Origin of the sequence: Sulfuriferula multivorans, assembly GCF_003851125.1 — a bacterium.
Taxonomy (GTDB): domain Bacteria; phylum Pseudomonadota; class Gammaproteobacteria; order Burkholderiales; family Sulfuriferulaceae; genus Sulfuriferula; species Sulfuriferula multivorans.
This window is the reverse complement of record NZ_BGOW01000015.1, coordinates 122,164-134,863: the sequence shown is the minus strand read 5'-3', so window position 1 is coordinate 134,863 and position 12,700 is coordinate 122,164. Positions and strand designations below refer to the sequence as shown.

The following is a 12,700-nucleotide window of genomic DNA, read 5'->3' as shown; positions in this document are numbered from 1 at the left end:
TTTCATCTGGCCGTCTTATATATTTCCTGTCAAACGGACGAGATCAGCCTCCCCCGCCGCCGCTCCCCTCGCCGTGCGCGGCTTGCAACACCAGGGCGTTGAATTCGGCTTCGCTCATCAGTTGATGGGCGGTGACAATCTCGCGTACCGGCTTGCCGGTTTGTTCCGATTCCTTGGCAATTTCTGCCGCTCTCATATAGCCGATGCGGGTATTCAGCAGGGTCGCCAGTCCGACGCTGTCGTGGATGAAACGCTCGCAGCGCTCGCGGTTGACCACCAGTCCCTTGAGATTTTTCTCGGTGGTGGCGTTCATCGCGTTGGTGAGCCAGTCCATGGCATCGAACAGGGCCGAACCGAGCGCCGGCATCATCACGTTGAGTTCCAGTTGCCCGGCCTGGGTCATGTAGGCTACGGCAGCGTCCTGCCCCAACACCTGATAGCACACCTGATTCAGCATTTCGAACATTACCGGATTCACCTTGCCGGGCATGATGGAAGAGCCGGGCTGCACCGGCGGCAGGGTGATCTCGCCCAGCCCGGTGCGCGGACCTGAAGCCAGCAGGCGCAGGTCGTTGGCGATACGGGTCAGCTCCAGGGCCAGCCCGCGCAGCGCGGCCGACAGCGCCTGCATGTCGAACATGGATTGCATCTGCGCAGCCAGATCGCCCACGCCGATGGCTTCTCCGGTCAGCGCGGCCAGTTCGGCGGCCACGCGATTCGCATAATCGGGCGAGGTATTCAGCCCGGTGCCCGCAGCTGACCCTCCCAGGCCGGTCTGGCACAGTAGCGGGCGTACGGCGGCAAGGTTGGTCCCGGCGCGGCGCAGGGTCCAGGCGTAGGCGGCGAACTCGCGGCCGATGGTGGTCGGCACCGCATCCTGTAAATGAGTGCGGCCGCTTTTGACGGTGTCGTGTTCGCGCCCGGCGATCTGTTCAAACACGGCTGCCATGGACTCGCTGGCCGCCAGCAGGCGCGGCAGCTTGGCCAGCAGCGCCAGACGAATCGCGGTGGGGATGGTGTCGTTGGTGCTCTGTCCCATATTGACATGGTCATTAGGGTGGATCGGTGCGTACTGGCCTTTTTCACCGCCCAGCGCTACGTTAGCAAGATTGGCGATGACTTCGTTGCTGTTCATGTTGTGGCTGGTGCCCGCACCCGCCTGAAAGCGGTCCACTACGAACTGATCCAGCAGTTCGCCCGCCAGGATCCGTTCGCACGCGCTGGCGATAGCATCGCGCTGGGTGGGAGTGAGCCAGTCCGGCTGGCAGTTGGCGCGTGCCGCGGCGAGCTTGATTTGCACATGGGCACGGATGAAGTCGGTATCCGGCATGCGCCCCGAGATGGGGAAATTTTCCACTGCGCGCGCAGTCTGGATGCCATACCAAGCGTCGGCCGGAACTTTAAACTTTCCCAGCGAGTCTTGTTCAATGCGATAGTCGGTCATGGTTTAATGGCGGGCAATTTAAACAAATTTGCAATTATAGGAGTTTATGCATGTTGAAACGAATTTTGCTGTTACTGGCCATGCTCGCAGTGACCACCACTGCCTCGGCATTCAGCCTGACCGACAGCAAGGGCAAGCTGCACACGCTGGACAGTTACAAGGGGAAATGGGTGCTGGTGAATTTCTGGGCGACCTGGTGTCCACCTTGCCTGGACGAGATACCTGCCTTGAGTGCACTGCACGACAAGTACAAAAACTCGCGGCTGGAAGTGATCGGCATCGCCATGGACTACCAGAATCCTAAACAGGTGCTGGATTTTGCCGATAGTATGTTTATCAGCTATCCAATTGTGTTGGGAAACTCTAAGATTGCCGCACAGTTCGGTCCGCTACAGGGTTTGCCAACTACTTATCTGTATAACCCGGAGGGTAGGTTGGTTGCCTATCAGGTGGGCGGGATTACCCAACAGGCTGTGGAAAGCTATATCAATAGCAAAAGTACCGTAAAAAAATAACCACCCGCAAAATGCGGGGGAATGAAGGAGACGACAGATGCTACGCGTGCTAGGTTTGGCCTTGCTGCTGTTTGCCACTACGGCCATTGCCGAGGTGCGCGATGTGCAGACCTATTTTTTCCAGCCCAAGCTGGGAGATTTCAAAAGTGAACTGCAAACCGCGCGCAAGGAAGGCAAGACGGGTGTGCTCATCATGTTTCAGATGGCCGATTGTCCATTTTGCGAACGTATGAAATCCACTGTTCTCAACCAGTCCGCGGTGCAGGATTATTATCGCAAACACTTCCTGGTGTTCGAGATGGATGTGAAAGGCGATACACCCATGGTTGATTTCAAGGGCGTCGATACCACCGAGAAAGATTTTGCGCTTAAAAACCGCGCCCGTGCTACGCCCACTTTCCTGTTTTTCGATACCCATGGCGATCTGATTACTCGTTACATCGGCGTTACCAAAGACGCGAATGAATTCCTGTTGCTTGGACGCTACGTGGTGGACGGTGTCTATAAGGACAAACCGTTTGCAGCCTACAAACAGCAAGCACAGCAATGATTCATCCGCGTCATCTCTTGGCGGCTACGATGCTGGCCGGTACGCTGGCGATGGGAGTGCCGGCTCACGCATTGACCTTGGCCGAAGCGCTCGCTGCAGTGGATGCGCAGCATCCCGATTTACGCAGCGCCCAGGCGGATCTCGCCGCAGCCCAGGCAGATGAGCGGGCCGCGGCTGCGCAGCGCGACCTGACTGTCAGCTTTGAGGGGATATTGCGTCAGGGGCGCCCCACTGTTGGATCGGATGCATGGAGTGCAGACAACAGCGCACGTATCGTGGCACGTAAAAATGTGTATGACTTTTCGCGCACCGAATATTCCCTGGGCGCGGCGCGAGCTGAGGTAAACGCGCGTGAAGATGCCTTGCTCGATACGCGCGACCAGCGCCGTTTAAACATCATGTCGCGTTATTTCGACGTGCTGCTCGCCGACCAGCAATATGCGGCCGACAATGAATTCATGGCGGTGGCTTATGTCGCGATGGATAATGCGCGCGACCGCGTTAAAGTCGGGCAAATGTCACGTCCTGATTTTGCCGTGCTGGAGGCGCGTTATCAGGATCTGCGTGAAAAGCGCAACGCCAGCCTGGCACAGCAACGCATCACACGGGCGTTGTTGGCAAATGCCCTTAACCGTCCAGACGTGCTGGCTTCCGACCTTGAAGATCCCAAGTTGCCCAATAACAATGCAAAGCTGCCCGAATATGAAACGCTGTTGCCTTGGGTGCTGGCGCACAATCACCTGATGCTGGCTCAGTTGCAATTGCTGACGGCCGCGCAGCAGCGCCTGGCTGGTTTGCGTCATGAGACTTCCCCCAGTCTGGATGCGGAAATGGTGGCAGCGGATTACAGCCGCACTTCGATTACGCGCGATAGCGTCAGTGCTGGGCTGATCCTGTCATGGCCGCTCTATCAGGGTGGGCGTGTGGATGCCCATATCGCGCGCGAGCAGGCGCAGTTTCAGAAACTGCAGGCGGGTGCTGACAAACTTCATATGCGGATAGCACAAAGCTTGTTGGAAACGCTGCTGGAAATCCAGCAGTTGCAGGGTAGCAGCCGGCCTGCAGCCGAGGAGCAGATCAAATACCGCGACGTGGCACTGGACCGCAGTCGCGCCGATTACGAACTCGAACTTAAAACCAATCTGGGTGACAGCATGGCGCAGACTTTGGTTGCTTCACTGCGGGCACGTCGCGTGGAATATCGGCTGGCGCTGGCGTTGGCCCGGCTGGAGGCATTGGCGGGCAAGCCGCTGGCTGACATCGTGGCGCTGGCGGATAAACAACCAAAAGGATAGGTATTATGAAAGCTTTATGGGCACTGGTATTTCTACTGGGCTGCACGTCTGCATTGGCGGGGGAGGCTACCCGATTACATGGCATACCGCTTACCACACCGGTTTCTGGTGTAGTCAAAAGCGTGTTTGTCAGCGTGGGTCAGCGGGTCAAAAAAGGCCAGCCATTAGTGGCGCTGGATGACACCATTTATCAGGCGCGAGTCATGGAAGCCGAGGCAGGTGTCGCACGTGCCAAGGAAGAAGGCCTGGATGCCGAGCGCGATCTGGCGCGCGCCAAAGAGTTATACAGTCGTGCGGTGAGTTCAACCACCGAACTGGATGCGGCCAAACTGCGCAATGCCCGTGCGGATGCCATGACAAAAGAAGCGCAGGCCCGTCTCATCATCGCACGTAAAAATCAGCAGGACAGCATATTGCGGGCCCCGTTTGATGGGGTGGTGAACGCGCGGCTGGTCGAGCCTGGTATGTATGTGGCGACTACGCTACAACCACCGACGTTGATTGTGCTGGAGAAACGCTAAGACTAGCTACGCGGAGGAATGGCGTTCTGCGCGGTTTTGGTGAAGGGACGGAAGGTCCAGTGTTTTTGCCAGGCGGATAGCACCATGCCGGGATATTCCGGCTTGCCTAAACTGCCATTGTAGCGACCCAGGGCGCGGTATAGATTGCCTTTTTCGATATCCAGATAGAGCCGCAGGATATTGCAGCCGTAGCGCAGATTGGTGCGCAGTTGAAACAAGTCCTGGTTGGGTGTGCCAACGGTTTTTACCCAGAATGGCATGACCTGCATGTAACCGCGTGCCGACACGCTGGAAATCGCATACTTCTTGAAACCGGATTCCACTTCTATTAATCCCAATACCATTTCAGGGTCGAGTCCGGCGCGGGTCGCTTCGTAATACACGGTATTCAGAAAATCCACCCGTTGCTGGGGATCCGGCATGCGTTTGCTGAGTCGTTGTGACATTTCAGCCAGCCAGGCTTGACCATGCGGGTTGTCGAGAAAACTGACATGCGTGACGGGTGAATCCGCGACTGATTTGCCCAAGGCGGCGCGCACGCTGGCTGACATCGGCTCATAAATCTGGCCGCCTGCATGCGCCGCCATTGCCACCATAAGGGCGCTGGCAGCGATCAGGCTTTTACCAAGAATGTTGAGTGTTTTCAAATTCATTTTGCCAAGAGTTGAGTCAAAAATCCGCTAATTTCGGCGGCCGGAATAGTACGGGCAACGTCATCGCGCCTCCCCTGGTATTCAATCAGGCCGTCTTTCAGGCCGCGTTCGCCGATCACCACGCGATGAGGGATGCCGATCAGTTCCATGTCGGCAAACATTACACCTGGGCGCTCATTGCGGTCATCCATTAATACGTCGATACCTGCCTGAAGCAACTCCCTGTAGAGATTATCGGCAGTTTCGCGCACAACTTCACTTTTTTGATAACCGACAGGCACAATTGCCAGCAAGAATGGTGCCATGGTTTCGGGCAGCATCATGCCGCGCGCGTCGAAATTCTGCTCGATGGCGGCGGCAACAATACGCGATACACCGATGCCATAGCAGCCCATTTCCATGGTCTGTGCTTTGCCGGCCTCATCCAGATAGCTGCACCCCATGGCTTCAGAATATTTGGTGCGCAATTGGAAAATATGGCCGACTTCAATACCCCTGCAAATATCCAGCGCACCTTTGCCGTCGGGACTGGGGTCGCCTGCGACGGCGTTACGGATATCCGCTACATTGGGTTCGGGCAGATCGCGGGCAAAGTTGACGCCGGTCAAATGAAAGCCGTCCTCATTGGCGCCGCACACAAAATCGGCCATCGCTGCCACCGCGCGATCGGCAATGACCGGGATGTTCAATCCCATCGGGCCAATCGAACCGGCGCTACAACCCGCCACCGAGCGTACCTGGGCCTCGCTGGCAAAACGGATCTCCTGACCGATGAGTTTGGCGGCTTTGACCTCGTTCAACTGATGATCGCCGCGCAACAACAGCGCCACCGGGCCTTCTGCGCCTTCCACAATAAGCGTTTTCACGGTTTGGGCTGGGGAGATTTTGAGGAAATCAGCGATTTCTTCGATGCTATGCTGGCCTGGTGTCGGAATTTTTGACAGTGCTTGCGTGGCCGCTGGACGTGGAGTGAGTGGTGTCATCGCTTCCGCCAGCTCCACGTTAGCCGCATAGTCGGAATCCGGGTTGTACGCTATCGCGTCCTCGCCCGAATCCGCCAGCACGTGGAATTCATGCGAGCCGGAACCGCCAATTGCGCCTGTATCGGCCGCCACAGCGCGAAATTTCAACCCGAGGCGGGTGAAAATACGTGTATAGGCCTCGTACATGGCCTGATAAGTCTGCTCCAGGCTGGCAAAATCGGCATGAAAAGAATAGGCGTCCTTCATCATGAACTCGCGTGCGCGCATCACGCCGAAACGCGGACGTATCTCGTCGCGGAATTTGGTCTGGATCTGGTAAAAATTCAGCGGCAGCTGACGGTAGCTTTTGATCTCACGGCGTGCGATGTCGGTAATGACTTCTTCATGAGTGGGTCCGAAGCAGAAATCGCGATCGTGCCTATCCTTGATTTTCAGCATCTGCGGGCCAAATACATCCCAACGCCCGGTTTCCTGCCACAATTCGGCAGGCTGCACCGCAGGCATCAGCAATTCAAGTGCACCTGCCTTGTTCATTTCCTCACGCACCACGGCCTCGACCTTGCGCAATACGCGCAAACCCAACGGCATCCATGTGTATAGACCGGAACCCAGTCGTTTGATGAAACCCGCGCGCAGCATCAGGCGATGGCTGATGAGTTCAGCTTCGGACGGCGCTTCTTTCAGGGTGGAAAGGAAAAATTGTGAGACGCGCATGGTGTAAGCTGTCCGGTTGTTCGTAAAATGATGGCAATTTTAACAGCTACGTCTGCGCTGCGTTTACAAATAGGATTTTCATGCGATTTTTCAAGCGACGTATTCACAAGGCGGTGTCGGATCTCGATACCGTCGAAATCAGCGAGCAGGACGGCGTGCGCTTTCTGCACCTGGGTAACGACACGGTACAATCAGCCATGCGGTTGTCCGACCCCAACGGTCTGGAACTGTCCTATACCCGCGCCATGCTGGGTTTTCTGCTGCTCATGGCGCCACCGGAGCGCGCACTGATGCTGGGGCTGGGCGGCGGTTCCCTGGCGAAATTTCTTTACCACCGGATGCCTGCAACAAAATCAATTGCCGTGGAAATCAACTCGCAAGTGATCGCCGCCGCCCGATCATTTTTCCAGCTGCCGGCAGACGATGAGCGTTTGCAGGTAGTGCATGGCGACGCGGCGAGTTATGTAGTTGAACACTTGGGTTGGGATGCCATTCTGCTGGACGGTTTTGATTCCGGCTGCCAGGTCGAATCCCTCGCAACCCAGGATTTCTACGACCATTGCGCGATGGCGCTAACGCAACAGGGCGTGCTGTCGGTCAATCTGTGGGGTAGCGATCCCAACTTCGATGTTTACCTCAAACGCATCGAAACCGCCTTCGATGGACGTATTCTGTGTCTGCCTGCCGAGCGGCGCGGCAATATCATCGTATTCGGCTTCGCCAGCAAGCCTCGCCATACCGAATGGGAAGCCTTGCGCAACCGCGCGGCGCGTCTACAAGCGGACCTGGGGCTGGAATTCACTCATTTTGTTGAGGGGTTGCGTGTGATGAATGCGCATGACCACAAGGGGCTGGCATGAGCGACATGGACGAAATCAAGCCTGGTCAGTCCGTTGAGTTGCTCAAGGAACTGCATATCCTCACCCGCGACGGCAAAATGAACCAGGATAGCAGGCGCAAACTCAAGCAGGTATATCACCTGTACCAATTCATCGAACCATTGCTGCAGGCTGTCCAGCAGGACCACGCTGATATCCGGTTGGTGGACCATGGCGCCGGCAAATCCTATCTGGGTTTCATTCTGTACGACCTGTTTTTCAAGACGCTTAATAATGCGTCGCACATTTACGGGATTGAGACCCGCGACGAGCTGGTGAAAAAGTCGCAGGAACTCGCGGCCAGACTGGGTTTCACGGGCATGAGCTTCCTCAACCTGTCGGTAGCTGAATCCATTACCTCCGACCTGTTGCCGGCCAAAGTGGATATCGTTACGGCACTACATGCATGCAACACGGCTACCGACGACGCGATTCATTTTGCGCTAAAAAAACAGGCACAGTTCTTGGTGTTGGTACCCTGTTGCCAGGCCGAAGTGGCTTCAGTGTTGAAGAAAAACAAAAGCAGAACGCTGGCTAAAAACGCGTTCACCGAAATCTGGCGGCATCCCTTGCATACGCGTGAATTCGGTAGCCAGATCACCAACGTCCTGCGTTGTCTGCAGTTGGAGGCGCACGGCTATCAGGTAAGCGTGACCGAACTGGTGGGGTGGGAACACTCGATGAAAAATGAACTGATTATTGCCAGCTATAAAGATCTGCCGCGCAAACGTCCGGCGGAGCGATTGAATGAAGTGCTGGAAACGCTGGGGCTGGAGGAAATGCGCGAGCGGTTTTTTACGGGGCTTTGACTTTAGGCGTTATACCCAAACAAAAAGGGTGGCTTGCGCCACCCTGATGTTAAACCGAAGCTTGGTTAAAGCCTTTTACAGCCTTAAATTCCCAATTCTTTTTTCCAGTAGGCTTCAATCAAACTGACAGTACGCTTGGGCAGCGGTACGTAGGCCAGTTTTTCAGCTTCGGCCTGACCGTGCTCGAGGAACCATTTGGAGAATTTCAGCACTTTCTCATTTTCGGCCTTGGGATAGTCCTTGCGCATCAGGATGTAGGTGGCAGCCGTGATGGGCCAGCTTTTCGCGCCTGGCTGGTTGGTCAGGATCAGGTAAAAATCGCTAACTTTCGAGAAATCGGCATTGCCAGCAGCGGCCTGGAAGCTGTCCATGCTGGGCGTAACCACTTTGCCGTCGGCATTAGCCATGCGGGTGTAGGTCAGTTTGGTTTCCATGGTGTAAGCGTATTCCACATAACCAATTGAACCAGGCAGCTGCTTTACAAAGCCCGCCACACCTTCGTTACCTTTGCCGCCCACGCCACTCGGCCAGGACACCGAGGTGTCGGAACCCACTTTTTCTTTCCATTCCGGGCTGACCTTGGCCAGGTAATTGGTGAAGTTGAAGGTAGTACCGGAACCGTCTGAACGATGCACGGTGGAAATCGCCATATCAGGCAGTTTCATGCCGGGGTTGAGCGCCTGGATAGCCGGGCTATTCCATTTGGTAATCTTGCCCAGGTAAATGTCAGCCAGAACGGTACCATTCAGTACCATTTCGCCGGGTTTCACGCCAGGCAAATTGACCACCGGGGTGATGCCGATGATGACGGCCGGAAATTGTGCCAGATCGGATTTGTTCAGATCATCCGGGGTAAGGGGTTTATCGCTGTTGGCGAAAGCCACGGTCTTGCTCTGGATTTGCTTGATGCCGCCACCTGAGCCAATCGACTGGTAATTGATTTCGGTACCGGTTTCTTTTTTATAAGATTCAGCCCATTTGGACAGTACGGGGTAGATGGCGGTGCCACCAGCACCTGTCAGCGTATCGGCTGCCGCAGCAACTTGGGCGCCGAGGATCATGCTGGAAGCAATGAAACCTATTGCAAGGGGTTGATATAAACGTTTGAGTGCTGCAGCTAACATCATGGGCTCCTTAATAATTGGAAACTGAGGTATTTGGAAATACCAAAACCGCAATCAGTTTGAGCTATTTATATGACAGTATTGTGACAACAAAAGAAGTGACGTAACCGCTTCTCTCACCCTGGATAAGAGAACCGATTATTTACCGATTATTTAATGAGCCTGGTTTGGCCTGGCCTTTGCCGGTATTGCGTAGCCTTTGCGCCTTTGGCGGCTGCACGCGCCACCAGTGGATCTTCGTCCTGCCTGAGTAGCGCACGTTGTGCCTCGCTGGTGAGTGCATTGCGCGAGATGGCATGACGTACGTTGGGGTCGCGATCTCTGACGCATTTTTCCACCATGGTTGGGGTGAGGTCGGGGCGTTTGGCGATGCATAGACGGATGACGTGATCCTGATCTTCAATCAACGCAGCGACTTCTTCTTCGCTGAGGTCGGCGCGACGGGCAAAGTAGCATTTGATGACCATCCACTGCTCATGCACCATGAAGGGGCGGTAATGCGCAGGCAGGGATTCCGACAGTGCCAGGTCCAACCTTTCGGCTAGCGGAAGCGCTTTATAGTGTTTTTCCAGATCATCCATCGTTCGGTTTGCGGGGTATATCGAGGTTAAAAATATCATCGGCTCATTAAGCCAAATCGCGACTGGCGAGCTGCGGATTTGTGCCGCAATTTCCGACGTAGTACACCGGGTTCCGGAAATAGGGGTTCAGGGAAGCGCATCGTGGCTTTCCAATGTTTACGAACTGTGGAAAAATGGAATCAATTGTAACGGATTAATTTTGGTGACGGATATGATCGACAAGGAGGGATATCGCCCCAATGTCGGCATCATTCTATGTAATTCCCGGAATGAGGTTTTTTGGGGCAAGCGTATACGGCAACATTCCTGGCAGTTTCCGCAGGGTGGGATCAACCACGGCGAAACCCCTGAACAGGCCATGTACCGGGAACTGATGGAGGAAGTCGGTTTGGCGGCGCAGCATGTGCGCATCCTTGGGCGTACCCGCGACTGGTTGCGCTACGACGTTCCGAATCAGTGGGTGCGGCGCGACTGGCGCGGTAATTATCGCGGGCAGAAGCAGATATGGTTTTTGCTGCGGCTGACCGGGCGCGACTGCGATGTGTGCCTGCGCGCCTCGACGCACCCGGAATTCGATGCCTGGCGTTGGAACGATTACTGGACAGCAATGGAATCGGTTGTGGACTTCAAGCGTGACGTATATCGCTCCGCGCTGACCGAGCTGGAACGTTATCTTGAGCGCGATGCGACGCGCAAGCATGGTACCGCCCGGCTTTTCGGCCAGGTACATCACCACGAATAGGATATGCAATGCAAAAATTGTACGAGTCTTTTGATCGTAGCGTGTACTACCTGCCGGGCACACACCCGGCAGTTTTTTTTCTGGCCGACAAAGAGGGAGGCGGTATTCTGATCAATTCGCCGATTTTTTCCCCGGAAACCCTGGCGCAAATCAATACGATCATGCCGCTTAAATTCATTTTTTATCCCAGCCACCTCGGTGCGCAGGATGTGGACGCCTGGCGTAGCGCGTCTGCTGCGCAAACCATGGCCTACGGCCACGAAGCCCGGCATATTTCAGGCAAGACGGATATCGTGCTGGATCGCGAAAACCGGTTCTCGCGCACCATTGATTTTTTACCTATGTCAGGGCGCACCGAAAGCAGTTGCGCGTTGCGCTGCAAGAATAAGCCCGGGCTGATATTTTTTGGGCCGATATTGTCTTGCGGTGTATCATGCTGGCCGACCATTATTGCCCAGCCCGACGATTATTCATTCGAAAACCGCCTGTTCGGTGCCCTGGGTTTGCAGGATGTGAAATTCGATTATGCCTTTACCGACGATTTCGATCCGTTGACCAGTCACTTTGGCCCCGGGGCTGATATCGCAATTCGGAATGAAGTCGAGCGCGCACTGGCTGATTGAGGTTTTGTCTGTGAAGGTTTATATTGGTTCAGACCAGCCTGTGATTGGCAGGAGAACAGGGTAGAACACGATAAAATCAGACAAGGCGACAACTATGAGCGAAACCTATCACCAGCTTCCTTCCGGACGGCTTGAGTCCGGTGCAACTTTTCATAAACCTATACAGAACCTGCCTGAACGGGTCACCCTGAACAGCCCCGCGCTGGATGTGATGACCGATTTCAAAATCGTGACGGCATACACCATTTTTCCTTTGGAAAGCATAGAAGAAGCGCAACACAAAATGATTCACCGTGGAGTGCGCTTGTTGCTGGTTGTGGATGCAAAAAATACGATACTAGGATTAGTTACTTCCACCGACTTGATGGGGGAAAAGCCGATGCAGGTGATCCAGAATACCGGCTGTACTCATGCAGAGATATTGGTGCAGGACATCATGACGCCGGGCGACAGGCTCGAAGTGATTTGCATGAATGATGTTGAACACGCCAGGGCGGGCAATGTGCTGGCCACGCTTAAAGCAAGTGGACGCCAGCACGCGCTGGTGGTGGATCGGCCAGCCCCGGGATTGCCGCAGAAGGTGCGTGGCATCCTGTCGCTGTCACGCCTGACCCGGCAGCTTGGCGTTACCGTGCAGACTGCGGAAATTGCGCGTACTTTCGCCGAAATTGAAACCCAGTTGGCGCACTGAGAAGTATAGTAACTTCGTCACAGCGCGCAAACTTCATCCATGAAGATAGGCTCATGAAACCGGCACGTTTCTCCAGTCGAGCGGTACTTACTGCGCAAACCGCCAAACCGGCTTTGCCGATGTGGAAAATTGTTCCCACACACGATGAAAATGGCAAAATGCTGACCGATTTCATGATGTTATTGCCCAAGCTTCGGCAGCAGCCAAAAGTCTACATAGAGCGTACCGTGCTCAGTATCGAGACGGTTCTCGCCTGTTATCGAGAAGTGGTGTTTGCCGATGTGAACCTGTCAATCAATGTGCTGTGGGTATCGCTGCGGCATCGTTCCGGCGTTGTGCTGGAAATAGCGGGGGCGATTCGCGATCGTGTGCCTGAAGCTTTGCTGGTAGGGCACTATACGGGACGAGAGGCATAAACCAGCGCAATGTGTTAATTTGATGCCGACACGCAAATACGTAGTGGCGAAGCAAATTGAACCTGCTGCTCAGCCATTTACGTTCCTGCTCAACCCATTAAACATGGTTTGCTGCCGGTCAAAGTGAATAACCGGGGTTATGTCCCCGGTTTTTATTTTGG

The 12,700-nt window shown here is 55.0% G+C and carries 15 protein-coding genes; 10 read left to right on the top strand and 5 right to left on the bottom strand.

The genetic code is table 11. The features are described 5' to 3' along the window. Positions 1 to 43 precede the first annotated feature (43 nt). The gene (locus tag EI185_RS09060; protein WP_124704815.1) at positions 44 to 1,444 is read right to left on the bottom strand and encodes an aspartate ammonia-lyase; all 1,401 of its coding nucleotides are present in this window, start codon (positions 1,442 to 1,444) and stop codon (positions 44 to 46) included. A 50-nt stretch (positions 1,445 to 1,494) separates the two neighbouring features. Here EI185_RS09060 and EI185_RS09055 point away from each other — a divergent pair, with 50 nt between their 5' ends. From EI185_RS09055 to EI185_RS09040, 4 genes are read left to right on the top strand one after another with little or no spacing between them, the layout of a single operon-like run. Further along, on the top strand, positions 1,495 to 1,959 hold the full coding sequence (locus EI185_RS09055; protein ID WP_124704814.1) for a TlpA family protein disulfide reductase: 465 nt from the start codon (positions 1,495 to 1,497) through the stop codon (positions 1,957 to 1,959). A 37-nt stretch (positions 1,960 to 1,996) separates the two neighbouring features. Beyond that, on the top strand, positions 1,997 to 2,509 hold the full coding sequence (locus EI185_RS09050) for a thioredoxin family protein (protein WP_124704813.1): 513 nt from the start codon (positions 1,997 to 1,999) through the stop codon (positions 2,507 to 2,509). Next, positions 2,506 to 3,804, top strand: coding sequence for a TolC family protein (locus EI185_RS09045; RefSeq protein ID WP_124704812.1), 1,299 nt, complete (start codon positions 2,506 to 2,508; stop codon positions 3,802 to 3,804). Before EI185_RS09050 ends, EI185_RS09045 begins: the two co-directional genes overlap by 4 nt. A 5-nt stretch (positions 3,805 to 3,809) precedes the next feature. Next, positions 3,810 to 4,325 (top strand): efflux RND transporter periplasmic adaptor subunit, encoded by a 516-nt coding sequence (locus tag EI185_RS09040; protein ID WP_124704811.1) that lies wholly within the window; start codon positions 3,810 to 3,812, stop codon positions 4,323 to 4,325. Between the two features lie 2 nt (positions 4,326 to 4,327). On the opposite strand, the gene EI185_RS09035 is transcribed toward EI185_RS09040, so the two are convergent. After that, complete coding sequence (locus EI185_RS09035) at positions 4,328 to 4,978, bottom strand: lytic transglycosylase domain-containing protein (protein ID WP_189836348.1); 651 nt, start codon at positions 4,976 to 4,978, stop codon at positions 4,328 to 4,330. After that, positions 4,975 to 6,675 carry a proline--tRNA ligase gene (locus EI185_RS09030; RefSeq protein ID WP_124704810.1) on the bottom strand — a complete coding sequence of 567 codons (1,701 nt, stop codon included), beginning with the start codon at positions 6,673 to 6,675 and terminating at the stop codon, positions 4,975 to 4,977. The genes EI185_RS09035 and EI185_RS09030 overlap by 4 nt, the downstream gene beginning before the upstream one ends. Positions 6,676 to 6,755: 80 nt before the next feature. Between EI185_RS09030 and EI185_RS09025 the strand changes: the two genes are divergently transcribed. After that, the gene (locus EI185_RS09025; protein WP_124704809.1) at positions 6,756 to 7,535 is read left to right on the top strand and encodes a polyamine aminopropyltransferase; all 780 of its coding nucleotides are present in this window, start codon (positions 6,756 to 6,758) and stop codon (positions 7,533 to 7,535) included. Continuing rightward, the gene (locus EI185_RS09020; protein ID WP_124704808.1) at positions 7,532 to 8,362 is read left to right on the top strand and encodes a class I SAM-dependent methyltransferase; all 831 of its coding nucleotides are present in this window, start codon (positions 7,532 to 7,534) and stop codon (positions 8,360 to 8,362) included. Before EI185_RS09025 ends, EI185_RS09020 begins: the two co-directional genes overlap by 4 nt. A gap of 83 nt (positions 8,363 to 8,445) precedes the next feature. Here EI185_RS09020 and pstS read toward each other — a convergent pair whose 3' ends face one another. Continuing rightward, positions 8,446 to 9,489 (bottom strand): phosphate ABC transporter substrate-binding protein PstS, encoded by a 1,044-nt coding sequence (pstS, locus tag EI185_RS09015; protein WP_306308276.1) that lies wholly within the window; start codon positions 9,487 to 9,489, stop codon positions 8,446 to 8,448. Positions 9,490 to 9,635: 146 nt separating this feature from the next. After that, the gene (locus EI185_RS09010) at positions 9,636 to 10,067 is read right to left on the bottom strand and encodes a hypothetical protein (protein ID WP_124704807.1); all 432 of its coding nucleotides are present in this window, start codon (positions 10,065 to 10,067) and stop codon (positions 9,636 to 9,638) included. Between the two features lie 211 nt (positions 10,068 to 10,278). On the opposite strand from EI185_RS09010, the gene EI185_RS09005 reads away from it, so the two are divergent. From EI185_RS09005 to EI185_RS08990, 4 genes are all read left to right on the top strand, one after another. Then, on the top strand, positions 10,279 to 10,809 hold the full coding sequence (locus EI185_RS09005) for an RNA pyrophosphohydrolase (RefSeq protein ID WP_124704806.1): 531 nt from the start codon (positions 10,279 to 10,281) through the stop codon (positions 10,807 to 10,809). An 8-nt stretch (positions 10,810 to 10,817) separates the two neighbouring features. Then, positions 10,818 to 11,432 (top strand): hypothetical protein, encoded by a 615-nt coding sequence (locus EI185_RS09000; protein WP_124704805.1) that lies wholly within the window; start codon positions 10,818 to 10,820, stop codon positions 11,430 to 11,432. A gap of 94 nt (positions 11,433 to 11,526) precedes the next feature. After that, the gene (locus tag EI185_RS08995) at positions 11,527 to 12,123 is read left to right on the top strand and encodes a CBS domain-containing protein (RefSeq protein WP_124704804.1); all 597 of its coding nucleotides are present in this window, start codon (positions 11,527 to 11,529) and stop codon (positions 12,121 to 12,123) included. Positions 12,124 to 12,176: 53 nt separating this feature from the next. After that, positions 12,177 to 12,539: a hypothetical protein gene (locus tag EI185_RS08990; RefSeq protein ID WP_124704803.1), complete on the top strand. Its 363-nt coding sequence runs from the start codon at positions 12,177 to 12,179 to the stop codon at positions 12,537 to 12,539. Positions 12,540 to 12,700 lie beyond the last annotated feature (161 nt).

Bases quoted from the DNA above. Each gene is read 5' to 3' on its own strand.
- EI185_RS09060 (WP_124704815.1), bottom strand. From the start codon at position 1,444: ATGACCGACTATCGCATTGAACAAGACTCGCTGGGAAAGTTTAAAGTT.
- EI185_RS09055 (WP_124704814.1), top strand. From the start codon at position 1,495: ATGTTGAAACGAATTTTGCTGTTACTGGCCATGCTCGCAGTGACCACC.
- EI185_RS09050 (WP_124704813.1), top strand. From the start codon at position 1,997: ATGCTACGCGTGCTAGGTTTGGCCTTGCTGCTGTTTGCCACTACGGCC.
- EI185_RS09045 (WP_124704812.1), top strand. From the start codon at position 2,506: ATGATTCATCCGCGTCATCTCTTGGCGGCTACGATGCTGGCCGGTACG.
- EI185_RS09040 (WP_124704811.1), top strand. From the start codon at position 3,810: ATGAAAGCTTTATGGGCACTGGTATTTCTACTGGGCTGCACGTCTGCA.
- EI185_RS09035 (WP_189836348.1), bottom strand. From the start codon at position 4,978: ATGAATTTGAAAACACTCAACATTCTTGGTAAAAGCCTGATCGCTGCC.
- EI185_RS09030 (WP_124704810.1), bottom strand. From the start codon at position 6,675: ATGCGCGTCTCACAATTTTTCCTTTCCACCCTGAAAGAAGCGCCGTCC.
- EI185_RS09025 (WP_124704809.1), top strand. From the start codon at position 6,756: ATGCGATTTTTCAAGCGACGTATTCACAAGGCGGTGTCGGATCTCGAT.
- EI185_RS09020 (WP_124704808.1), top strand. From the start codon at position 7,532: ATGAGCGACATGGACGAAATCAAGCCTGGTCAGTCCGTTGAGTTGCTC.
- pstS (WP_306308276.1), bottom strand. From the start codon at position 9,489: ATGATGTTAGCTGCAGCACTCAAACGTTTATATCAACCCCTTGCAATA.
- EI185_RS09010 (WP_124704807.1), bottom strand. From the start codon at position 10,067: ATGGATGATCTGGAAAAACACTATAAAGCGCTTCCGCTAGCCGAAAGG.
- EI185_RS09005 (WP_124704806.1), top strand. From the start codon at position 10,279: ATGATCGACAAGGAGGGATATCGCCCCAATGTCGGCATCATTCTATGT.
- EI185_RS09000 (WP_124704805.1), top strand. From the start codon at position 10,818: ATGCAAAAATTGTACGAGTCTTTTGATCGTAGCGTGTACTACCTGCCG.
- EI185_RS08995 (WP_124704804.1), top strand. From the start codon at position 11,527: ATGAGCGAAACCTATCACCAGCTTCCTTCCGGACGGCTTGAGTCCGGT.
- EI185_RS08990 (WP_124704803.1), top strand. From the start codon at position 12,177: ATGAAACCGGCACGTTTCTCCAGTCGAGCGGTACTTACTGCGCAAACC.